The 23,059-nt window shown below is 64.2% G+C and carries 19 protein-coding genes; 10 read left to right on the top strand and 9 right to left on the bottom strand.

Annotated features, from left to right (window positions below):
* Positions 1-289 precede the first annotated feature (289 nt).
* Genes FFS37_RS00885 through FFS37_RS00875 form a run of 3 tightly spaced genes read left to right on the top strand, consistent with a single transcriptional unit; the run spans position 290 to position 2,692 of the window.
* A complete protein-coding gene (locus FFS37_RS00885; RefSeq protein WP_137929047.1) occupies positions 290-1,357 on the top strand; it encodes a CobW family GTP-binding protein in 1,068 nt (355 codons plus the stop codon).
* Positions 1,358-1,365: 8 nt separating this feature from the next.
* Positions 1,366-1,740, top strand: coding sequence for an Imm45 family immunity protein (gene imm45 / locus FFS37_RS00880; RefSeq protein WP_137929046.1), 375 nt, complete (start codon positions 1,366-1,368; stop codon positions 1,738-1,740).
* Positions 1,718-2,692 (top strand): WD40 repeat domain-containing protein, encoded by a 975-nt coding sequence (locus FFS37_RS00875; protein WP_137929045.1) that lies wholly within the window; start codon positions 1,718-1,720, stop codon positions 2,690-2,692. Before imm45 ends, FFS37_RS00875 begins: the two co-directional genes overlap by 23 nt.
* 29 nt (positions 2,693-2,721) lie before the next feature.
* Here FFS37_RS00875 and FFS37_RS00870 read toward each other — a convergent pair whose 3' ends face one another.
* The gene (locus tag FFS37_RS00870; RefSeq protein WP_137929044.1) at positions 2,722-3,174 is read right to left on the bottom strand and encodes a hypothetical protein; all 453 of its coding nucleotides are present in this window, start codon (positions 3,172-3,174) and stop codon (positions 2,722-2,724) included.
* Between the two features lie 153 nt (positions 3,175-3,327).
* Between FFS37_RS00870 and FFS37_RS00865 the strand changes: the two genes are divergently transcribed.
* The 4 genes from FFS37_RS00865 (at position 3,328) to FFS37_RS00850 (ending at position 8,945) form a co-directional block, all read left to right on the top strand.
* Complete coding sequence (locus tag FFS37_RS00865; RefSeq protein ID WP_137929043.1) at positions 3,328-4,707, top strand: aspartate aminotransferase family protein; 1,380 nt, start codon at positions 3,328-3,330, stop codon at positions 4,705-4,707.
* A 55-nt stretch (positions 4,708-4,762) separates the two neighbouring features.
* A complete protein-coding gene (locus FFS37_RS00860) occupies positions 4,763-6,148 on the top strand; it encodes a glutamine synthetase family protein (protein ID WP_137929042.1) in 1,386 nt (461 codons plus the stop codon).
* An 89-nt stretch (positions 6,149-6,237) separates the two neighbouring features.
* Complete coding sequence (locus FFS37_RS00855) at positions 6,238-7,473, top strand: putative DNA modification/repair radical SAM protein (RefSeq protein ID WP_137929041.1); 1,236 nt, start codon at positions 6,238-6,240, stop codon at positions 7,471-7,473.
* Positions 7,474-7,475: 2 nt separating this feature from the next.
* The gene (locus FFS37_RS00850; RefSeq protein ID WP_137929040.1) at positions 7,476-8,945 is read left to right on the top strand and encodes a UdgX family uracil-DNA binding protein; all 1,470 of its coding nucleotides are present in this window, start codon (positions 7,476-7,478) and stop codon (positions 8,943-8,945) included.
* Between the two features lie 227 nt (positions 8,946-9,172).
* On the opposite strand, the gene FFS37_RS00845 is transcribed toward FFS37_RS00850, so the two are convergent.
* The 4 genes from FFS37_RS00845 to FFS37_RS00830 all read right to left on the bottom strand — a co-directional run bounded on the left by FFS37_RS00845 (position 9,173) and on the right by FFS37_RS00830 (position 13,749).
* A complete protein-coding gene (locus FFS37_RS00845) occupies positions 9,173-10,432 on the bottom strand; it encodes a glycerate kinase type-2 family protein (protein WP_137929039.1) in 1,260 nt (419 codons plus the stop codon).
* A gap of 175 nt (positions 10,433-10,607) precedes the next feature.
* The gene (locus FFS37_RS00840) at positions 10,608-11,114 is read right to left on the bottom strand and encodes a heme-degrading domain-containing protein (protein ID WP_137929038.1); all 507 of its coding nucleotides are present in this window, start codon (positions 11,112-11,114) and stop codon (positions 10,608-10,610) included.
* Between the two features lie 101 nt (positions 11,115-11,215).
* Complete coding sequence (gene guaD, locus FFS37_RS00835) at positions 11,216-12,529, bottom strand: guanine deaminase (protein ID WP_137929037.1); 1,314 nt, start codon at positions 12,527-12,529, stop codon at positions 11,216-11,218.
* A gap of 2 nt (positions 12,530-12,531) precedes the next feature.
* A complete protein-coding gene (locus FFS37_RS00830) occupies positions 12,532-13,749 on the bottom strand; it encodes a urate hydroxylase PuuD (protein WP_137929036.1) in 1,218 nt (405 codons plus the stop codon).
* 175 nt (positions 13,750-13,924) lie between these two features.
* Between FFS37_RS00830 and FFS37_RS00825 the strand changes: the two genes are divergently transcribed.
* The 3 genes from FFS37_RS00825 (at position 13,925) to FFS37_RS00815 (ending at position 17,200) form a co-directional block, all read left to right on the top strand.
* Positions 13,925-14,845 carry a LysR family transcriptional regulator gene (locus tag FFS37_RS00825; protein ID WP_137929035.1) on the top strand — a complete coding sequence of 307 codons (921 nt, stop codon included), beginning with the start codon at positions 13,925-13,927 and terminating at the stop codon, positions 14,843-14,845.
* A gap of 118 nt (positions 14,846-14,963) precedes the next feature.
* The gene (locus tag FFS37_RS00820) at positions 14,964-15,947 is read left to right on the top strand and encodes an LLM class flavin-dependent oxidoreductase (protein ID WP_137929034.1); all 984 of its coding nucleotides are present in this window, start codon (positions 14,964-14,966) and stop codon (positions 15,945-15,947) included.
* Positions 15,944-17,200 carry an LLM class flavin-dependent oxidoreductase gene (locus FFS37_RS00815; protein ID WP_137929033.1) on the top strand — a complete coding sequence of 419 codons (1,257 nt, stop codon included), beginning with the start codon at positions 15,944-15,946 and terminating at the stop codon, positions 17,198-17,200. The genes FFS37_RS00820 and FFS37_RS00815 overlap by 4 nt, the downstream gene beginning before the upstream one ends.
* Positions 17,201-17,212: 12 nt before the next feature.
* On the opposite strand, the gene FFS37_RS00810 is transcribed toward FFS37_RS00815, so the two are convergent.
* From FFS37_RS00810 to xdhA, 4 genes are all read right to left on the bottom strand, one after another.
* Positions 17,213-18,049 carry a PhzF family phenazine biosynthesis protein gene (locus FFS37_RS00810; protein ID WP_137929032.1) on the bottom strand — a complete coding sequence of 279 codons (837 nt, stop codon included), beginning with the start codon at positions 18,047-18,049 and terminating at the stop codon, positions 17,213-17,215.
* An 81-nt stretch (positions 18,050-18,130) separates the two neighbouring features.
* A complete protein-coding gene (xdhC, locus tag FFS37_RS00805) occupies positions 18,131-19,153 on the bottom strand; it encodes a xanthine dehydrogenase accessory protein XdhC (RefSeq protein WP_137929031.1) in 1,023 nt (340 codons plus the stop codon).
* A gap of 61 nt (positions 19,154-19,214) precedes the next feature.
* Positions 19,215-21,578, bottom strand: a complete 2,364-nt coding sequence (gene xdhB / locus FFS37_RS00800; protein ID WP_137929030.1) for a xanthine dehydrogenase molybdopterin binding subunit — start codon at positions 21,576-21,578, stop codon at positions 19,215-19,217.
* The gene (xdhA, locus tag FFS37_RS00795) at positions 21,578-23,059 is read right to left on the bottom strand and encodes a xanthine dehydrogenase small subunit (protein WP_137929029.1); all 1,482 of its coding nucleotides are present in this window, start codon (positions 23,057-23,059) and stop codon (positions 21,578-21,580) included. The genes xdhB and xdhA overlap by 1 nt, the downstream gene beginning before the upstream one ends.

The raw sequence follows: 23,059 nt of genomic DNA, 5'->3' as shown, positions 1-23,059 counted from the left end.
ATTTCAGTTAGATGACAAACGAGTTTCCGGCGCAGGGGATTCACACCAGCCACAAGGCGGGGCGCGATGTGGCGGTCGGGGACGCCGACGACAAGCCTGCCTGGTGATCACCAAAAGCCTCACCGCCGATCCGGTGAACCCCAGCGCCCTCAACGCTCCCTGGGACAATCCCCGCCCGCCAGCTTGGCCCACAGGTTTGCCTCGTGCAAAAGCCCGGCGCACACCCTATATGGAACCGACAATCCCCTTCATCGGGGCCTTTTCCGGGCCCAGGACTTCGAGGCAAGCCATGAGCGAAGCGCAGACGCAAATTCCCGTAACCGTTCTCACCGGCTATCTCGGTGCCGGCAAGACGACGCTGCTCAACCGTATCCTGTCGGAGAACCATGGCAGGCGCTACGCCGTCATCGTCAACGAATTCGGCGAAATCGGCATCGACAACGACCTGATCGTGGAATCCGACGAGGAAATCTACGAGATGAACAATGGCTGCGTCTGCTGCACGGTGCGCGGCGACCTGATCCGCGTTGTCGAAGGCCTGATGCGCCGGCCCGGCCGTTTCGACGCCATCGTCGTCGAGACCACCGGCCTGGCCGATCCGGTGCCGGTGGCGCAGACCTTCTTCATGGATGACGACGTGCGCTCCAAGACGAAGCTCGACGCGGTGGTGGCGCTGGTCGACGCCAAGCACCTGCCGCTGCGCCTGAAGGATTCCAAGGAAGCCGAGGACCAGATCGCCTTCGCCGATGTCGTCGTGCTCAACAAGACCGACCTTGTCACGCCGGAAGAACTCGCCAAGGTCGAGGCGACGATCCGCGCCATAAACCCGGCGGCCAAAATTCACCGCACCCAGCGCTCCGGCGTGGCGCTGAGCGAAGTGCTGGACCGCGGCGCCTTCGACCTGTCGCGCGCGCTGGAGAACGACCCGCATTTCCTCGAGGCGCATGATCACGACCACGATCACGAATGCGGCCCGGATTGCGATCACGACCTTCATCATCATGACGGGCATGACCATCATCACCACCACGATCACGCGCACGCCTCCGATATCCATGACGTGACAGTCAAGTCGGTCTCGCTGCGCGGCGCCGAGATGGACCCGAAAAAATTCTTCCCCTGGATCGAGAAGATCACCCAGGCGGAAGGACCGAACATTCTGCGCCTGAAAGGCATCATCGCGCTCAAAGGTGACGACGAGCGCTATGTCATCCAGGGCGTGCACATGATCATCGAAGGGGACCACCAGCGCGCCTGGAAGGATGGCGAAAAGCACGAGAGCCGGCTGGTCTTCATCGGCCGCGACCTCGATGCCGAGCGGCTGAAGAAGAGTTTCGAGGCCTGCCAGGCCGCCTGACCCGGAAGATGCCGCGTCTGCTCGATCTCGCCGATGACTTGATTGCCGTCGGCGACATTGTTCGGCTTTCCGACAATTACGATACTGGACCAGGTACCGGGCCGGTTGACCTGCTGGTATTCGATCCTCGTGACGACAACGCCGGGATGGGCCTTGTCGTGGTGTCGGGCTATAAATCCGGGCTCGTCTTCGCCGTGCTGCCCTTGGAAAGCCGGTTCGAGAAAAAAGCTGGGCTTTCGAAGGCGTGGCTGATCGAAAACTGGGACAAATGGTTCGTCTTCACCTATCAAGGCGGCCCGGTTCCGATCGCCGAAACCGTCATCCTGCGCTGGAACGAACGAATGACCGTTGAGACCCGACATGCCGACCGTCGCCCCGCTTGATCTCGAAGGCCATTGCGTCGCCGCCGTCTTCCTTGGCGACGTGCCGCATTTCGCGCTGGCAGATGGCGCCGTCCATCGGCTCGACAACGGCCACAAGACGATGCAGGCCAATGACGGGCTGCTGGCTGCCTTCCACGATGCGGCCAACGACCGGCTGATCACGGGCGGCGAAGATGGCAAGGTGTTTGCCGTGAAGCCGGGCGGCGATGTGGCCGAAGTGGCAAGTTCCGGCAAGAAGTGGGTCACATCCGTTGCCGCCGGACCGCAAGGCGCCATCGCCTACGCCTCCGGCAAGAGCGCCTTCGTGCGCTTCGCCGACGGCAAGACCAAGGAATTTGCCCATCCGCGCTCGGTCGAGGGGCTTGCATTCTCGCCCAAGGGCATGCGCTTCGGCGTTGCACGCTACAACGGCGCGACGCTGCATTTCCCGGCCGCCGAGGGCAAGCCGGTGGAACTCGAATGGGCCGGCGCGCATACCGGCATCACCTTCTCGCCGGACGGTGCCTTCCTCGTCACCACCATGCAGGAGAACGCATTGCATGGCTGGAAGCTCGCCGACGGCAAGCACATGCGCATGAGCGGCTATCCGGGCAAGGTCAAGAGCCTGTCCTGGAGCGTCAAAGGCAAATGGCTGGCAAGTTCCGGCGCGCCGGCGGCGATCGTCTGGCCTTTCCAGGCAAAGGACGGCCCGATGGGCAAGGCGCCGCTGGAACTCGGCACGCGCGGCAACACGATGGTGACCTGCGTTGCCTGCCACCCGAGCCAGGAGGTGGCCGCGATAGGCTATGAGGACGGTATGGTGATCGCCGTGCGTTTCGCCGATGCCAAGGAAGTTCTGTTGCGGCGGCAAGGCAAGGGCGCCATCACCTCGATGATGTGGGACAAGGAGGAGCGCCGGATCGCCTTCGGCAGCGCTGCCGGCGACTGCGGCGTCATCGACATCACGGCGTAGTTGTCTATCTTTCTGTCTTGCGACCCTCTTCACTCGGCGCCGCACGAGACTTTGCCGCTCAGATCGGCGGTCTTGCCGTCACCCTCCATGTCGGCCGCGCTGTCATACACGGCAAGCTTGTAGTCTCCGTCGTAGATGCCCTCGTCGCTGGCCCTGGTCAGGATCGTCAGTTCCACCGAACCGAACCTCTTGGCCGACTGCTGCTCGTGGTAGATGTTCAACCGCAATTCCTTGGCGTCGAGCCAGTACTGGGTCAGGTTGGAATTTTCGAACGTCGTCTTTCGCAACTGATCGTCGACCGGCCTCGCCTTGATTTCGATGTCACCGCGAAAGTTGAAGGTCGGACTGCCAAGACCGGTGGTGACGCCCGCATCGACCTGGAATTTCACTGCCGCATCGTCGACGGAGCACCAGATGCCACCGGTGGCAAGAGCCGGGCCGGCCGACAGGAACAGCATCGTCCCGCAGATGATCGTCCGCATTTTGCTTCCCACCCCAATCCCCGGGATATTGGGGCCGACTTCGGCGGCACGGTCAAGCGACGTTGCCAGACGCTGAGCCAATGCAGGGCAGACGCGCGGCCAATTGCGGTCGCGCAGGTTCATTGTTTAAGAGGAACCATCAGAGGGGTTTCCATGCACAGCAGCGACAGTTCAACGACCATCGGTGGCATCAGCCGTGAGCGCATCGCGCAATTGCGCGAGAGCGAAGGCGCGGACTTCCGTGCCGCACGCCCGAAATCGCAGGCCAAGACCGGCAACGGTTTGCCCGGCTTCTTCGGCGGCGTGCCGATGCACTGGATGAAGGACTGGCCGACGCCGTTTCCGATCCTGGTCGACAGCGCCAAGGGCGCCAGCATCACCGACATTGACGGAAACAGGCTGGATGATTTCTGCCTCGGCGATACCGGCTCGATGTTCGGCCACTCGCCGCCCCCGGTGGCGCGCGCCATTCGCCGGCAGGCCGGGCGCGGCCTGACCTACATGCTGCCTTCGGAAGATGCGCTCGCGATCGGGCCGCTGCTTCAGCAGCGCTTCGGGCTGCCGTTCTGGCAGATCGCGACGACGGCCACCGACGCCAACCGTTTCGCGCTGCGCGTGGCGCGCGCCGTCACCGGACGCGAGAAGATCCTCGTCTTCAACGGCTGCTATCACGGCTCGGTCGACGAGACGATGGTGCGGCTGATCGATGGCAAGCCCGTCAACCGGCCTGGACTGGCGGGCGAGTTTCGCGACCTGACGCGCACCACCAAGGTCATCGAATTCAACGATGTCGCGGCGCTCGAGGCAGCGCTGAAGGACCGCGATGTCGCCTGTGTCATCGCCGAACCGGTGCTGACCAACTCCTGCATGGTGCTGGCCGATCCGGGCTTCCATGACGCGCTGCGCAAGCTGACGCGCGAAACCGGCACGCTGCTTCTGATCGACGAGACGCACACGATCTCGACCGGTCCAGGCGGCTACACCAGAAAATACGGGCTGGACCCGGATTTCTTCGTGCTGGGCAAGCCGATCGCCGGCGGCGTGCCGGCAAGTGTGTGGGGCATGAGCGAGGAAGTCGCCTCGCGCTACGCCGACTACAACAGGACCAAGGAGCCGGGCTATTCGGGCATGGGCACGACGCTGTCTGCCAATCCGCTGCAGTTCGCGACGATGCGCGCCACGCTCGAAGAGGTGATGACGCAGGAAAATTATGACCGCATGGACGAGCTGGCGCGACGCCTCGACGCCGGGCTGACCCGCGCGATCAAGCGGCGCGGCCTGCCCTGGCATGTCGCGCGTGTCGGCGCCCGAGTCGAATTCATCTGCGCGCCAGGTCCGTTGCGCAATGGCGCGGAAGCGGAGGGCGCGCATGCTCCGGAACTGGAAGCCGCCATCCATGTCGCGCTGGTCAATCGCGGCGTGCTGATCGCGCCCTTCCACAACATGATGCTGATCTCGCCCGCGACCACGGGCGCGCAGGTCAACCGGCTGGTCAGCGCTTTCAGCGCGGTTGCGGCAAAGCTTGCGGCATGAGACAAGCCGCCGGTAGCCGCCAGACAGACAGCGCAAGCCTAATCCGGGTTCCATCATGACTTCACCTTCGGGCTCGACGCCCACCGAGGCGCAGGCCTTCCTCGACGCCCATCCCGAGATCGAGGCGTTCGATATCGTGCTGACCGACGCCAACGGCGTGGGCCGCGGCAAGATCGTGCGCCGGCACGAGCTGAAGAGCATCTTCGAGGGTGGCCGGCACATGCCGATCTCGATCCTCGGCCTCGACATCACCGGCGAGGACGTGCACGAAACCGGCCTCATCTGGGACAGCGGCGACGGCGACCTGAGGGCCTGGCCGATCCCCGGCACGCTGGTACCGCTGCATGGCACCAGCCCGGCACGAGGCCAGGTGCTGATGGCGATGTACCATCTCGACGGACAGCCAATGTCGTCGGATCCCCGGTTGGCGCTGGCGCGGCAGGTCGAGATCCTGGCGGCCAAGGGGCTCTACCCCGCGGGCGCCTTCGAACTGGAATTCTTCCTGCTGGCCAATGAGCGCGATGCCGACGGCAAGGTGCAGCCGGCGCGCGCGGTGCTGGATGGCCGTGTCTCTGGCAAGACGGAAGTCTATTCCGTCGATCATCTGCATGGCATGGAGCCGCTGTTTTCCGACATCTATGCCGCCGCGAAGGCACAGGGCATCCCGGCTGAAACGGTCATCTCCGAATACGCGCCCGGCCAGTACGAGTTGACGCTGAACTACCGCAAGGACGTGATGCGAGCGGCCGACGATCTGGTCATGCTGAAGCGGCTGGTACGGGCCCAGGCGCGCCGACATGGCGTCACCGCCTGCTTCATGGCCAAGCCGATCGAGAGATATGCCGGCTCGGGCATGCATTTCCATGTCTCGCTGCAGGACAAGGACGGCCGCAACGTCTTTTCGGAGACCGACGGCGAAGGCTGGTCGGGCCCCCTCCTGCATGGCCTTGGCGGCCTGCTGCAAACGATGGCCGAATCGATGCTGGTGTTTGCGCCGCACGCCAATTCCTGGCGGCGCTTCGTCTCGCAATCCTATGCGCCGGTGGCGCCGACCTGGGGCGTCAACAATCGCTCGGTGGCGCTGCGCGTGCCGGCTGGCGATGCCAGGAACAGGCGCATCGAACACCGTCCATCCGGCGTCGATGCCAACCCCTATCTGATCGCGGCGACAGTGCTCGCCGGGATCGTCAAGGGTCTTGATGAAAAGCTGGATCCGGGCGCGGAAACAACCGGCAATGGCTATGAGTCGGCTCCCTCGAAAACGGCCATGCCCGCCGACTGGCGCGCCGCCATCGAAGCGGCCAGGGCGTCAAGCTTCCTGAAGGGAGCGCTCGGCGAGGATCTGCACCGCACCTTCGTGGCGATCAAGCAGTCCGAATACCTGCGCGTCGCACGCACGGTCAGCGAACTGGACTATCACCTTTATCTGCACGAGGTTTGAGCGGGCCGGAAAAACGCTCCCGCATCACTTTTTGACCGGCTCCATCAAAAAAGGTAGCGCAGACTGCATCAAGAACATATCATGAACATATGTCTGCTCTCTCCGTTCGCGAAAAACTGGCGGTCCTGTCGGATGCCGCAAAATACGACGCGTCCTGCGCCTCGTCGGGCTCTGCCAAGCGCGACTCGCTGAAATCCGGCGGCATCGGCTCGACGGAGGGAATGGGCATCTGCCATTCCTACGCTCCGGATGGCCGCTGCATTTCGCTGCTGAAAATCCTGCTCACCAATTTCTGCATCTACGACTGCAGCTATTGCATCAACCGCTCGTCCTCGAATGTGCGGCGCGCGCGCTTCACCATCGAGGAGGTGGTGAAGCTGACGATGGATTTCTACCGGCGCAATTACATCGAAGGGTTGTTCCTGTCATCGGGCGTCATACGCTCACCCGACGAAACCATGGGCGAGATGGTCGAGGTTGCGCGACGGCTGCGCCTAGAGGAAAAGTTCGGCGGCTACATCCATCTCAAGACCATCCCCGAGGCATCGGCCGAGCTGATCGAGAAGGCCGGGCTCTATGCCGACCGACTGTCGATCAATGTCGAACTGCCCACCGACGAGGGCGTGAAGAAGCTCGCCCCCGAAAAGCGACCGGAAACAATCCGGCTTTCGATGGCGGGCCTGCGTCGAAAAATCGAGGAGAAGGCCGAGCCCACATTGCGGACGAAGAAGCGCGAACGTTTCGCTCCGGGCGGGCAGTCGACGCAGATGATCATCGGCGCCGACAAGACGTCCGATGACGGCATTCTGCACAGCAGCGCCCGGCTTTACGGCAGCTACCATCTGCGGCGCGTCTATTATTCGGCCTTCAGCCCCATTCCGGATTCGTCGTCGTCACTGCCACTCCAGAAGCCGCCGCTGATGCGTGAGCACCGGCTTTACCAAGCCGATTGGCTGATGCGTTTCTATGGATTTTCGCAACCGGAAATCCTGGCCGGCAGCAGCGATGGCATGCTCGATCTCGCCATCGACCCGAAGCTCGCCTGGGCGCTGCGCAACCGCGGACGCTTTCCCGTTGATATCAACCGGGCCGACAGGGAGGCGCTGTTGCGCGTGCCGGGGCTCGGAACCAAGGTGGTGGCGAAGATCCTGGAAACGCGCCGCCATCGGAGACTGCGGCTCGAGGATGTCGGCCGGCTCTGCCATTCGATCGCCAAGCTGCGGCCGTTCATCGTCGCCGAAGGCTGGTCTCCCGGCACGCTCACCGACAAGGCCGGCCTGCGCAGCAAGATCGTGCAATCCTGCGAACAACTGGCGCTGTTTTGATCATGCGTCCGGCCGAACTCGATCTGGCACGCCACACTGTGTGGCTCGAAAGCGAGACGGATTTCGCCGGCTGGCGCGACGCCGCACGGCGGCTGGCGTTGAACGAAATCCGCCCCGAGGACATCGGCTGGCGCGTCGCGGACGGGTCCGATCCGCCGCGCGATATTTTGCCTGATGGGCCGCACGGGGCGCAACTTGTGGTGCCGCGCGAATTTATCGGGCGGGCCGAAACCGCCTTCTGCCATCGCGACCCGGGACGCTTCGCCTTCCTCTACCGGATGTTGTGGCGGCTGCGCGCCGAGCCCAAGCTGCTGGCGATCGCATCGGACGCCGACACAAGGCGGCTCGAAACCATGGAAAAGGCGGTGAGGCGCGACAGCCACAAGATGCACGCCTTCGTCCGCTTCCGAAAGATCGGCGATGGCGCGGACGAGCGCTATGTCGCCTGGTTCGAGCCGGATCATTTCATCGTCGAGCGCAACGCCGATTTCTTCGTCAGGCGCTTCACCGGCATGCGCTGGACGATTCTCACACCGCACGCTTCGGCCGATTGGGACGGCGAAAGGCTCGCCATCGGGCCGGGCGCCAACAAGGAAGATGCACCAGCAGAGGATGACACCGAGACGCTGTGGCGCACCTATTTCGAAAACATCTTCAACCCGGCGCGGCTGAAGGTGAAGGCCATGCAGAAGGAAATGCCGAAGAAATACTGGCGGAACCTTCCCGAGGCCTCGCTCATTCCTGACTTGATCGCAGGAGCGGACAAGGCCGCTATAGCCATGATTGCCCGGATGCCGACAACGCCAGCGCCGCACCACGCCAAGGTCCAGGCAAAGCATTGGCTGAAACGTGAGTTGCCCGAAGCTGGTGACGACAAGGCGGCGAACACCATCCCGGAATTGCGCGAGGCGGCCAAAGGTTGCCGGCGCTGCCCGTTGTGGCGCGACGCGACGCAGACCGTGTTCGGCGAGGGGCCTGCTGGTGCCAAGGTGATCTTCGTCGGCGAACAGCCCGGCGATCAGGAAGACATTGCCGGCAAACCTTTCGTGGGACCCGCGGGCAAGGTTTTCGACGGCATTCTCGACGAGGCGGGTGTCGATCGCCAGAAGGTCTATGTCACCAACGCGGTCAAGCATTTCAAGTTCGAGCCGCGCGGCAAGCGCCGCATCCATTCAAAGCCCAATGCAGGGGAGGTTCAGGCCTGCCGCTGGTGGATCGACCAGGAGTTTGCCCTGATCAAGCCGGAATTGGCTGTAGCGCTTGGAGCGACGGCGGCATTGTCGCTGCTGGGCAAGGCGATCCCCGTGACGAAGATGCGTGGACAGGTGATCGAGCGCGAGGATGGATTGCGCGTGTTCATCACCATCCACCCGTCCTTCATCCTGCGCATCCAAGAGCCGGTGGAGAAGGAAGCAGAACGCGAGCGGTTTTTGCGGGACATGCGGGAGGTGAGGCGGCTGATGGCAGCTTAATCCGGCATATGTCAGCGCCGCCCCTCATTGTCCTGCCGGACATTTCTCCCCGTATAAGTGACGGGGAGAAAGACGCCGTCTTCAGCGCTTTCGCCAATCGTCCACGTCGCAAGAAGGTTGCGAAGGCGCGTCTATCTCCCTTCTCCCCGTCACTATACGGAGAGAAGGTGCCGGCAGGCGGATGAGGGGCAGCGCTTACGCTTGTGAAGAGGGCAGTGTGGCGCGCTCTATCGAACCAGGATCGCCCTCAAATCATTCACATTCGTGCCCGTAGGACCCGGCACAAACAGATCGCCGACCGCATTGAAAGCCGTCCAGGCGTTGTTGCCGGCCAGCATCGCCTTGGCATCCACGCCCACTGCCCGCATGCGCGACACGGTCGAGCCGTCGGCGAAGGCGCCGGCATTGCTTTCCGAGCCGTCGATGCCATCGGTGTCGGCGGCCAGCGCATGAATGCCCTCCACGCCGTTGATGCCGACGGCGAAGGCGAGCAGGAATTCCGAGTTGCGGCCGCCCTTGCCCTTGGCACGCAGCGTTACGGTTGTTTCACCGCCGGACAGGACCAGAACAGGTTTCGGAAACGGCCGGTTGCGCGTCGCCACTTCGCGCGCGATCGCCGCGTGAACGCCGCCGACTTCACGCGCTTCCCCCTCGATCGAGTCCGAAAGGATGACGGCGTCGATGCCCTGCCGTTTCGCTTCCGCTGCCGCTGCTTCCAGAGACACACCGGCCGAGGCAATCAGATGCACTTCGTTGCGGGCAAAGCGTTGGTCAGCGGGACTTGGCGCATCGGCCGCCGGCGAATTGAGATGCGCCATCACCGCGTCGGGCAGCTTCATGCCGTAGGCCGCAACAGACGCCAGGGCATCCTCGCGGCTTCCGGTGTCGGGAACGGTCGGCCCGGAGGCGACAAGGGCTGGATTGTCGCCGGGAATGTCGGAGACCACCAGCGACACGACCTTGGCCGGCCAGGCGGCGGCGGCCAGCCGGCCGCCCTTGATGGTGGAGACATGTTTGCGGATGGTGTTCATGGCCGCGATCGGCGCGCCGGAAGCAAGCAGCGCCTCGTTGACGGCGATCTCGTCGGCGAGCGTCAGACCGCCGGCCGGTGACGGCAGCAGCGCCGAGCCGCCGCCGGAAATCAGCGCCACGACAAGGTCGTCCGTAGTCAGCCCCTGGACCTTTGCCAGCAGGCGCCGCGAGGCTTCGAGGCCGGCCGCATCCGGCACCGGATGCGCTGCCTCGATGATCTCGACGCGCTCGCATTTGGCGCCGTAGCCGTAGCGCGTTACGACCAGACCCTCGATCGGACCATCCCAGACCTTCTCGAAAGCCGCCGCCATTTGCGCCGAGCCTTTGCCCGCGCCAATGACGATGGTGCGGCCCTTGGGCTTTGCCGGCAAATGATCACGGATCGTGCGTTCCGGATCTGCCGCAGCAACGGCGGCGTTGAAGATCGATATAAGGAAGAGCTTGGGATCGATCATATCTGGCCGCCATGTGCGGTTTGCGAACTTCTGAAAAGTTGGCGCTGCCCCTCACCCTTACCCTCTCCCCGTATAGAGACGGGTAGAGGGGGGCACCGGCGTTGGAGCGCATCCCTTCTCCCCGTCACTATACGGGGAGAAGGTGCCGGCAGGCGGATGAGGGGCGGCACCTGCGTCACGATTTTTCTTCTGGAGCCAGTGCCAGGCCGCGCTTGTCGATGCCCAGGTGGTCGCAGAGCGCGTCGACGACGACGCCGTGATCCTCGCGTTCCGGCAAGCCGGACACCGCGATCACGCCGATCACGCCGGCGCCCTTCACCGTGACGGGAAAGCCGCCGCCGGCAAGAACATAGTCGGCGATGTCGAGCCCCTCGCCGACCTTGAAGGTGCGGTCGGGGCGCTGCTGCTCCAGCACCAGGCGGTAGGTGCTTCTGAGGTAGCGCCTGACCACGTTGATCTTGCGGCGGGCCCAATCGGGATTGGACGCGTTAGACCCCGGCATGGCGGCGTAGAAAAGCGGCCGGTCCCAAAGCCTGATATCGACGATGACGGGCAGATTTTCGGCGATTGCACGGTCGCGGATGGCGGAGCCGACCTTGAAGGCGACGGCCTCGTCGAAGGCGGCAAAGACAAGAAGCTCTTCCTGTCTCTTGATGCGGGCGATGTCGTCAGCAACGGCCATGTCGTTCCCCTGTCAACTCGCCGCACGCTTTGACGGATGGCTGCCGCCGGGTCAAGCGTCTGTGCGACTTCGTAGGCTCAGGCGCGTAGGTATATTGGGGTCTAAGCCGCCATATCGCTCTTGGCCGCCCGCCCCGCCACATAGACCTCGCGCACGGCACGATCGTCGCCGAGCGTCTGCAGCAGGAAAAGCTCCTGAGCCAGCGTCTGCACCGTTTCCGCCCTCAGCCGCATGGATGGCGTCGCCCCGGCATCGAGCACGACGATGTCGGCGTCCGTGCCCTCGTCCAGCGTACCGACCTTGTCGACCACGGACAGCGCCTCGGCGTTGCCGCGCGTGATCTGCCAGAAGGACTGGAACGGGTTGAGCTTCTCGCCGTTGAGCGCGATCACCTTGTAGCCTTCGTCCATGGTGCGCAGCATGGAGTAACTGGTGCCGCCGCCGACATCGGTCGCAGCGGCGATCCTGAGCGGCTTGTCCCGGCGCCGGAAGCGCTGGTAGTCGAACAGGCCGGAGCCAAGGAAAAGGTTCGAGGTCGGGCAGAACACAGCCACCGAACCTGAGTCCGACAGCGCGTCCGCCTCACGTTCGCCAAGATGGATGCAGTGGCCGAACAGGCTCTTCGCGCCCAGCAGACCGTAGTGCTCATAAACGTCCGTGTAATCGCGCGCCCAGGGGTAAAGTTCCTGCGTGAAGGCGATCTCGGCATGGTTTTCCGACAGATGCGTCTGCATGTGCAGGCCGGGATGCTCGCGGCAGAGCGCGCCGGCCATCTCCATCTGCTCCGGCGAGGAGGTGATGGCGAAGCGCGGTGTGATGGCATAAAGCTGGCGGCCCTTGCCGTGCCATTCCCCAATCAGCGCCTTGGTGTCGTCATAGCCCGTCTGCGGAGTATCCAGCACACCGTCGGGCGCATTGCGGTCCATCATCACCTTGCCGGCGATGTTGAGCATGTTGCGGTCATGCGACTCGGCGAAGAAGGCTTCGGCTGATGCCTTATGCACGGAGCAGTAGGCGGTCACCGTCGTGGTGCCGTGCCGCACCATCTCGTCGAGGAACAGGCGCGCGATGCGGCGGCCATGCTGCGCGTTGGCGAATTTCGTCTCCTCCGGGAAGGTGTAGGTGTTCAGCCAGTCGAGCAGTTCGGCGCCATAGGAGGCGATGATCTGCATCTGCGGGACATGCACATGCGTGTCGATGAAGCCCGGCAGCAGCAGATGCGGCCGGTGGTCGATCTTTTTTACCCCCTCGCCGGCCTGTTTCTCGACATCGCCGTAGGTGCCCGCGGCAACGATCCTGCCGTCGCGGATCAAGAGGCCGCCATCCTCTTCGTAGCGCCAGGCTGAATGGTCGTCGATGGTTTGCGGCCAGCGCACGAAGGTCAATGTGCGGCCGCGCAGAAGTGTCGAATTCATGCTTATTTTCCCGCGCCTTCGAACCAGGCCACCAGCAGCGCCCGTTCCTTGTCCGTGATCTGGCTGACATTGGCGGGCGGCATGGCGTGGCTGCGGCCGGCCTGCAGGTAGATCTCGCGGGCATGGTTGGCGATGTCAGCGTCGGTGTCGAGCATCACCCCCTTGGGCGCGTGGTAGATGCCCTCATAGACCGGCTCCTGCGCATGGCACATCGAGCAGCGGCCGAGCACGGTGTCGCGCACCGCCGGGAAATGCGCCGAGGCGATATAGATATCCGCCGAGGCGGCGGCCTTGGGTTCGCCGGTGAGCACCTTCGGCACGGTCGACAGCCAGATGATGATGATGAACAGGACGAGCGCGCCCAGCCAGGTCCAGTGCGGGTTGCCGGCGCGCTTGTGCACGGTGTTGAAATAGTGCCGGATCAGCACGCCGATGATGAACACCAGCGAGGCGATCACCCAGTTGAACTGCGTGCCGAAAGCCAGCGGATAGTGGTTCGACAGCATCAGGAACAGCACAGGCAGCGTCAGGTAGTTGTTGTGGAGCGAGCGCTGCTTGGCGATCTTGCCGTATTTCGGGTCCGGCTTGCGGCCCGCGATGAGGTCGGCGACGACGATCTTCTGGTTTGGAATGATGACCATGAAGACGTTGGCCGACATGATCGTGGCGGTGATCGCGCCCAGATGCAGGAAGGCGGCGCGGCCGGTGAACAGATGCGTCAGCCCCCAGGCGATGAACACCAGCACGCAATAGAGCACCAGCATGAGGCCGGTATCGCTCTTGCCCAGCGGCGAGCGGCACAGGAGGTCATAGACCACCCACCCGACACCGATGGTGGCCATCGACAAAAGGATGCCGACGGGCACCGACATCGGCAACACGTTGGGATCGATGAGGAAAAGATCGGCGCCTGCATAATAGACGACGCACAGCATGGCGAAGCCGGACAGCCAGGTGGCGTAGGATTCCCATTTGAACCAGGTCAGGTGCTCCGGCATTTCGGCCGGCGCCACCAGATATTTCTGGATGTGATAGAAGCCGCCGCCATGCACCTGCCATTCCTCGCCGAAAGCTCCGACAGGCATGCCCGGGCGCTGGCGCAGGCCGAGATCGAGCGCGACGAAATAGAAGGAAGAGCCGATCCAGGCGATGCCGGTGACGACATGCAGCCAGCGCACGGCGAAGCTCAGCCAGTCCCAGAAGATCGCGAAATCCATCATCGAGTAGCCCCTGGGAAGTCGTCCCTGCCGATCGGGCGACTTTACGGTCTGGCGCGCAAACGAAAAGAGGCGAGGTGCACGATGACTTTCAAAAAAAAATGGAAAATACTACGCTTGCCCCACGCAGCAGGATGGGAGCCGCCCGAAGGCGGCCTCAGGAAAGCCACGGAACCGCATGGCCTATCTCGACAACATCGCCGTCTTCGTCCGCGTCGTCGAACTCGGCAATCTGTCGGCGGCGGGCCGCGACATGCGGATCTCACCCGCCGTGGCGTCCAATCGGATCAAGGAGCTGGAAAAGCATCTTGGCGTGAGGCTGTTCAACCGCACGACGCGGCAGCTGATGCCGACCGAGCACGGAACTGTTTTCTATGCCGGGGCCAAGCAGGTGCTGGAGGCGATCACCGAGGCGGAGGCCGCGGTCTCGGCGCTGTCCGGCCAGCCGCGCGGCACCATCCGCGTCACCGCGCCGCTCGGCCTCGGGCGCCGGCTGGTCGCGTCGGGCATTCCCGATTTCCACGACAAATATCCCGATATCGAGGTGCGGCTGCGGCTCTCGGACCACAATGTCGACATCATGAAGGAAGGCATCGACGTCGCCTTCCGGCTCGGCATTATCGAGGATTCCAGCCTCAGGATGCGTGGCATCATGGAGTGCGAGCGCGTGCTGGTGGCGGCGCCGAAATATCTCGAGGGGCGCGGCGAGCCTATGGAGCCACAGGAACTGATCGGCCGCAAGCACGACTGCCTGATGCTGCGCTATTCCGGCGCGCGCGAATATGTCTGGACCCTGCAGACCGCGAATGGCCCGCAGAAGTTCGAGGTGCACGGCCCTTATGATACCGATGACGGCGACGTGTTGACCGGCTGGGCGCTCTCGGGACGCGGTATCATCAACAAGCCGCGCTTCGAGGTCGAGCCGTTCATCCGCGACCGGCGGCTGAAGGTGATCCTGACCAACACGCCGCCCACGCCGGTCCAGTTCGCCGCCGTCTACCCGCACAAGAAGCTGCAGGACCCCAAGGTGCGGCTGCTGCTCGACTTCATGGCCGATCGCTGCCAGCGCCTGATCAAGGATATTCTGGCTGGCAAATAGGACCTGGCCGGCAAGTGGCGGCCTCGTGGCCCATCCGTTCCGGTTGCCTTGCGCGAAAGCCAACCTAGGTTGGGAACGGATGGCTGCGCGTCATCGCGGCAGCCGAATGGGTCACAGAATGCATCTCGCCGTTTCGCTTACCATCGCGTCGGTACCGGGGCAGGCCAGCCCGACATTTGGCGAGATAGCCGCCGTCGTGCGAAACGCCGAGGCGGCAGGCGTCGACATGGTCGTCATCCCGGACTCGTCCGTAAGCGGTGAACCTGTAGTCCACCCATTCGAGGCAACCACCCTGCTTGCCGCGCTGGCAACGGTGACGAGCCGGATCGGCCTCGTGGCGGCGGCATCGACGGTCGCCCATCAGCCCTACAATCTGGCGCGCCGCTTCGCTTCGCTCGACATCATCAGCCATGGCCGCGCCGGCTGGAACGCGACAATGACGCAAGCGCCGCGCGAGGCGGCGAATTTCAGCCGGCCTGAAGGCTTTTCCAGCGATGATTTTCACCGCCGGTCGCAGGAATATATCGATATCGTGCAAGGGCTGTGGCAGGGCTGGGACGCCGACGCGCTGCTGTTCGACAAGACCGGCGGCCGCTTCCACGATCCGGAAAAGATGCACCTGCTCGACCACAAGGGCGAGTTCTTTTCCGTGCGCGGGCCACTGAACGTCGCGCGTTCGCCGCAGGACACGCCGGTGCTTGTGCTGTCCGGCCTGCAGGAACCCGACATGGATATCGCCGCCCGTATCTCGGATGTCATTTTGCTGGACGACGAACCGGCCGAGGGCGCGAAGGCGCGCTACGCCGATCTGAAGCGCCGTGTCGCTGCCTGTGGGTGCAGGCCGGACGCCGTAAAGGCACTCACGAACATCTCGCTCACCGCCGATGACAGGCTGGACGCCATCGCAGGCAGGCTGGCGGAACAATTCCAGTCGAACAGCTGCGACGGATTCAACATCCAACTGCCTGCGCGGCTTTCCGCACTGGACGATTTTGTCGCCGTCGTCGTGCCGGAGCTGCGGCGTCGCGGCCTGTTTCGAGAGGCCTATCGCGGAACAACGCTGCGCTCGCATCTCGCGCTCGCCGCCGGAGGTGACCAATGACCGCCTCCCGCCAGATGAAGCTCGGCGCCTTTCTGTGGGCGACGGGCCACCACATCGCCGCATGGCGCCACCCCAAGGCCCATGTCACGGCAGGCATCGACATCGACCATTACATCCAGCTGGCACGCACGGCGGAAGCGGCGAAGTTCGACATGATCTTCTGCGAGGACGCCGCCGGACTGCGCGAGGCCAATGTCGGCATTGCCAGCCAGACCTCGCGTTCGATCGGCTTCGAGCCGATCAGCCTGCTTTCGGCGCTCGCCGTGCAGACCAGCCGGATCGGCCTCGTCTCCACCGCGTCGACCAGCTACAACGAGCCCTATGGGCTGGCTCGGACATTCCTGTCGCTCGACCATCTGAGCGGCGGCCGCGCCGGCTGGAATCTGGTCACCTCGGCCAGTCCGATCGAGGCCGCCAATTTCGGCGCGACCGGCCTCAAGCCTCACGCCGACCGCTATGAACGCGCCCGCGAATTCGCCGAAGTGGTGAACCGGCTGTGGAGCGGCGATGCGGGCTCCGGCCATGATGGCCAGAGCTTTTCGGCCCGCGACGCGCTCGACCTGCCGCGTTCGCCGCAGGGAGCGCCCGTCATGGTCCAGGCCGGCGCCTCGGATGTCGGCCGCGATCTCGCCGCCCGTACCGCGGACGTGGTGTTCACGGCGGCGCAGACCTTCGAGGAAGCAAGAGCCTTCTACGACGACCTCAAGGGACGAATGGCCGCCCATGGCCGCGAGCCCGACGACATCAAGATCATGCCTGGCGTGGCGCCCGTGGTGGCGCAAACCGAGACGGAAGCGCGCGAGAAATTCGAGGAATTGCAGGCGCTGATCCCCGACGATGTCGGCGTCGCGCTGCTGTCCAGCTATCTCAGCATCTCCGACCTGTGGCGCTATCCGATCGACGGGCCGCTGCCCGAACTGCCGGAAAGCGAGGGCATGAAGAGCCGGCAGGCGCTGGTCGTCGAGCAATCGCGCCGCGACGGCCTTTCCATCCGCCAGCTTGCCCGCCATTTCGCCGGCGCGCGCGGCCATTGGCGCATCGTCGGCACGGCGGCGCAGGTGGCTGATGAGTTGCAGGCGCGGTTCGAAGGCGGAGCCGCCGACGGGTTCAACGTCATGCCGTCCTACTTCCCCGGCGAGCTCGATGCCTTCGCCGCGCTGGTGGTGCCGGAACTGCAGCGGCGGGGTCTGTTCCGCCAGGAGTATGAAGGGCGCACGCTGCGCGACCATCTGGGCTTGAAACGGCCTGGCTGAGGCCGGTCGCGCCTATGCCTCGTCCATCATCCGGGCGGTGCCCGAAACCCTGATCGAGCCGCCTGTTTCAGGACCGATGCCGGCATGCAGGCGCGAGCGCATGCCCATATCTTCACCCTGCACGATGTCGATGGCGCCGCCATGCGGCCAGCCGATGTCTCTGAGATAGCCGGCAAAGGCGGCGGTCGATGCTCCCGTCGCCGGGTCCTCATAGACCCCGCCCGAGGCAAAGGGATTGCGCGTATGGAACAGCCGTGGCGTTTCGGCATAAGCGAGAAGGATCGTCACCAGCCCTTCGCGCCGCATGAAGGCCTGGCCGGCTTTCAGCTCGTAGCGCATGGCGGCCAGCGCCTTGCGTGAGTTGAGGGCCAGGACGAGATGGTCCGCGCCGCCATGGATCAGCGCCGGCGGAATGGCCGGATCGAGATCGGCGGCGGCGTAACCGAACAATGCCAGGGCCTCGGCAGCCAATTGTGTCGGGGCCGGCTTGCTGCGGGTCGGCGGCGACTGCAAGGCGGCGGCGACATTTGCACCATCACGGAACCCTTCGACGGTGATGCTGGCATGGTTGAGAGTGAGCGGGAAAATGCCGTCGCCAAACTGCCGAACCAAAGCCGCTCCCAGAGCAATGGTGGCGTGACCGCAGAAGGGAACCTCGGATTCCGGCGAGAAATAGCGGACTCGCCACCTGCCCCCATCCGGCGCAGCGAAGGCGGTTTCCGGGAATCCGACCTCCGCCGCCAAGCGCTGCATCTCTGCCGCATCGGGCAAGACATCGCCGATCAGCACCCCGGCGGGATTGCCGCCGGTATCGCCATCCGAAAAGGCCGCGATCTTCAGAACATCCATATGTCTTCGCCTCTTGCCGCAATGCAGCGTGGATAGCGCAAATGCATGGTTCGGGCGATTGAAAACACAGACCGGCGACGGTTAACCAGCCATGGCCTTGTCCTGCCGGACCTGATGGTCGGTATTTAACGACGCGGTGTGAACGACCAGCGCCGTCATGATCTCGGCGGCTGCAAGTGCCGCGATCACCGGCGGGCGCTTGTCCTTGACGGCATCGCCGCCAATTGGCGAGACCAGGCGGGCAAATTCGTCTGCCGTGCCTTCAGCCGACTTCAGGAACCAGTTCCTGAAGGTCGCCTTCTTGGTCTTCGAGCCGATCATGCCGACATAGGCCGCATCATCGCGCTTCAGCGCTTCGGTGACGATCAGGAAATCCAGTGCGTGGTCATGCGTGAGGATCGCGAAAGCCGTGCCGGAGGGAGCTCTGCGAATCTCGGCTTCCGGCATCGGTGTCAGCCGCGTTTCGACGGTTTCCGGCATGCCTTCCAGCGCTTCGGCGCGGGTCTCGATGACGACGGCATGAACCGGCAAGAGCGCAAGCGATGCGGCCAGCGCCTGGCCGACATGCCCACCGCCGAAGACGTAGACATGCGGCAGATGCGCTTCTTCCGATTCTGCTTCGGCAATCAGCCGCTGTTCGATTGTCCTGTCGATCAGCCGGATCAGCACCTCGACGCGGCCGCCACAGCACTGACCAATCTCCGGTCCGAGCGGAATGTCGAGGGTAGCGCAGATTTCGTCGACCTCGATGCGGGCTTCTTCACCCTCCCCCTTGTGGGGAGGGTCGGTGAGCGGACGCCGCGAAGCGGCGTCCGCGAAACGGCGTGGGGGTGCGGCGCTCGAAGGCCCCCCACCCCGTACGACTGCGTCGTCCGACCCTCCCCACAAGGGGGAGGGTGAGGACGCTAGCATCTGCCTGGCCTTGTCGATGGCCATGTATTCGAGCTGGCCGCCGCCGATCGTGCCAAAGATCGCCTCCTCCGAAACGAGCATGAAGGCGCCCTTTTCGCGTGGTGTCGAACCTTTGGTGCCGGCCACTTCGACCAGCGTAAGCCGGCCGGCGCTGCCGAGAAAGGCTTTCAGGCTTCGCACTTTCGAGTTCATGTCTCGCGTTCCCGAAGCCGAAATATAGGTTTTTTCCGCTTCAATTGCACGTTTGTCGGACTCAGGCTCCGCCCTTCAGCTCTTTCTTCAACCTTTCGATTGCCATCAGCACGCGCTCCGGCGTCGCCGGCGCATCGAGGCGCGGGCAGATCCTGTGCTCGGCGACGCTGGCCACCGCATCCGAAAGCGCGTGCAGAACCGACATGCCGTGCGGCAGCGGCGGCTCGCCAACCGCCTTGGAGCGATGGATGGTCGGCTCATAGGCCTGCGACCAGTCCGTCAGCGCCACGTTGAAGATCTTCGGGCGGTCCGAGGCCAGCGGAATCTTGTAGGTGGACGGCGCGTGCGTGCGCAGCCGGCCCTTGTCGTCCCACCACAGCTCCTCGGTCGTCAGCCAGCCCATGCCCTGGATGAAGCCGCCCTCGACCTGGCCGATGTCGATCGCCCGGTTCAGCGAACGGCCGCAATCATGCAGGATATCGGCGCGCTCTACGACATATTCGCCGGTCAGCGTGTCGACCGACACTTCCGAACAGGCCGCGCCGTAGGCGTAGTAATAAAAGGCGTGGCCCTGCCCCTTGCTGCGATCCCAGTGGATTTTCGGCGTCTTGTAGAAACCGGCGGCGGAGAGCTGCACGCGTGCGACAAAGGCCTGTCTGACCAGATCGTTGAAGCTGATTTCCTGGTTGCCGATCCGAACCCGATTGGGCAGAAACACCACCTGGTCGACCGGCACCTGATACTTCTCGGCCGCGAAGTCGGTTAGCCGCTTGCGTATCTGCCGCGCCGCGTCCTGCGCCGCCATGCCATTGAGGTCCGCGCCCGAAGACGCCGCCGTCGGTGCCGTGTTCGGCACCTTGGCGGTGGTGGTGGCGGTGATCTTGACCCTGGCGAGATCGATCTGGAATTCTTCCGCGACAACCTGCGCCACCTTGAGGTGCAGGCCCTGGCCCATTTCGGTGCCGCCATGGTTCATGTGCACCGAGCCGTCGGCGTAGACATGCACCAGCGCGCCGGCCTGGTTGGATTCGGTCTTGGTGAAGGAGATGCCGAACTTGACCGGCGTCAGCGCCAGGCCGCGCTTGATGAAACGGCTGTTGGCGTTGAAGGCCTGGATCTCACGCCGCCGCCTTGCGTAGTTGGCGCTCTCCTCCAACTCCGCCACGATGCGCTGGATGATGCAGTCCTCGACCTTCTGGTGATAGGGCGTGACGTTGCGGCCGCCGATCGCCTCCATCGGGTCGTAGAAATTCAGCTTGCGGATTTCGAGCGAATCCTTGCCGACGGCGAAGGCGACCTCGTCGATGACGCGTTCGGCGCCGACCATGCCTTGCGGGCCGCCGAAGCCGCGGAAGGCGGTGTTGGAGACGGTGTTGGTGTAGAGCGGCGCCGACTTGGCGTGGACATTCGGATAGAAATAAGCGTTGTCGCAATGGAACAGCGCGCGGTCGCCGACCGGACCGGACAGATCGGCCGAGAAGCCGGCGTTGAGGGCGAACATGAAGTCGACGCCGAGGATCTTGCCCTCGTCGTCGAAGCCGACGTCATAATCGATGGCGAAGTCGTGCCGCTTGCCAGTGGCGGTCATGTCCTCGTCGCGGTCCAGCCTGACCTTGACCGCGCGTTTCAGCTTCTTCGCGGCTATGGCGGCGATCGCCGCACACTGATTGGCCTGCGTTTCCTTGCCGCCGAAGCCGCCGCCCATGCGCCTGACCTCGACCGTCACAGCATGGCTCGGCACGCCGAGCACATGCGAGACGAGGTGTTGGGTCTCGCTCGGCCCCTGGGTCGAGCAATAGACTGTCACCTCGTCGTCTTCGCCGGGCACGGCCAACGAGACCTGGCCTTCGAGATAGAAGTGGTCCTGTCCGCCAAGCTTCATGCGCCCCTTCACCCGACGCGGCGCCGCGGCGATCGCGGCGGTCGCATCGCCGCGCCGCAGGGTCAACGGGGTGGTGACCAGCCGGTCCTTGACCGGGTCCAGCGGCCAGATGCCGAGGACGGCCGGAAGCTCCTCATATTCGATCCTGGCCAGGCGCGCGGCACGGCGCGCCGCGTCCCGTGTTTCAGCGATGACCGCGAAGATCGGCTGGCCGAAGAACTGCACCTTGCCTTCCGCAAGCACCGGATCGTCATGCATGCCGCTCGGTGAAACATCGTTCTCGCCGGGCACGTCGGCACAGGTCAGCACATCGACGACGCCTGGTGCTGCCCGCACAGCCGAGAGATCGACGCTCTTCAAGGCGCCGTGCGTCACCTTCGACAGACCGAGGCCGACATGCAGCGTGCCTGCAGGTTCCGGCATGTCGTCGATATAGACGGCGGTGCCGCTGACATGCTTGTGGGCGGAATCGTGCCGCTGGTCGGTGGCGACGCCGCCGACGATCTTCTCGGCCTTGAGATTTGGCGCGGCGTGCTTGTTCATCATGCCGCCTCGCTGCGCGAAACCTGGAACGGCGCCCCGGTGCTAGTGGTCTCCACATAGAAGCGCAGCAACAGGTTCTTCGCGGCCAGGGCCCGATAGGCGGCGGTCGCACGCATGTCGGTCAGCGGCGTGAAATCGCTGGCGTATTCGGCCATTGCGGCCTCGACCGCCGCTTCGTTCCAGACCTTGCCCATCAGCGCCTTCTCGACGGTGGACGCGCGCTTGGGCGTTGCGGCCATGCCGCCATAGGCGATACGGATATCGGCCACGGTGCCGTCCCCGGCCAGAGTCAGGCAGAAGGCGCCAAGGGTCGCGGTGATATCCTCGTCGCGGCGCTTGGTGACCTTGTAGACGGCGAACTTCACGTCCTTGGCTGGCACGGGCACATGCACGGCCTCGACGAATTCGCCGGGCTGACGGTCCTGCTTGCCGTAGGCGATGAAGAAATCCTGCAACGGGATCGTACGCCTTTCCTTGCCCTTGCGCAGCGTCAGGCGCGCGCCGAGCGCGATCAGCGGCGGCGGGGTATCGCCAATGGGCGAGCCGTTGGCGATGTTGCCGCCTATGGTGCCCATGTTGCGCACCTGTTCGCCGCCGATGCGATCGACCAGTTGCCCCAGGGCTGGAATTCGTTTCGACAACATCGAGAACGCTTCGGTATAGGTGACACCGGCGCCGATCGATATCACGCCCTTGTCTTCGACGATGCCGCCAAGCCCGTCGAGATTGCCGATGAAGATGACGGGCGAGATGTCGCGCATGTGCTTGGTCACCCACAGGCCGACATCGGTCGAACCGGCGACGACGGTCGCCGTCGGTTCCTTCTCGAACACAGCGGCGAAGTCGTCGGCATCGGCCGGCACGATCAGCCGCTTGCCTCCGGTTCCGATCTCGACCCTGGCGCCGTCATGCAGCGCCTGAAGCCGCTTCGTGATGTCCTGGCGCTCGAGGGCCAGCGGATCCCTGGCCGCCTTGCCATAGCTGGAAATGGCGTGCGCGGCGCGCATGATCGCCTCATATCCCGTGCAGCGGCAGAGATTGCCCTGCAGCGCCTTTTCGATCGCCGCATTGGAGGGCGCCGGCGACTTCATCCACAGCCCGTAGAGCGACATGACGAAGCCCGGCGTGCAAAAGCCGCATTGCGAGCCGTGGAAATCGACCATTGCCTGCTGCACCGGATGCAACTTGTCCGGCTCGCCCCGCAGATGCTCGATCGTGACGACATGGGTCCCGTCGAGCGAGCCGAGGAAGCGGATACAGGCATTGACGCTTTCATAGACGAGCCCGGCAGCCGAAAGCTTGCCGACCAGGACGGTGCAGGCACCGCAATCGCCTTCGGCACAACCTTCCTTGGTGCCGCGCAGCGAACGGTCCAGCCGCAGCCAGTCGAGCAGGGTCGCGTCCGGAGCCACCGACGATAGCGCAACATCCCTGCCATTGAGGATGAAACGGATTTCGTTGCGGGTGTCGACTTTTGCCAT

The organism is Mesorhizobium comanense, from assembly GCF_005503535.1.
Lineage (GTDB): Bacteria > Pseudomonadota > Alphaproteobacteria > Rhizobiales > Rhizobiaceae > Mesorhizobium > Mesorhizobium comanense.
The sequence above is the reverse complement of the archived record's forward strand: the minus strand, read 5'-3'. Positions and strand labels throughout refer to the sequence as shown.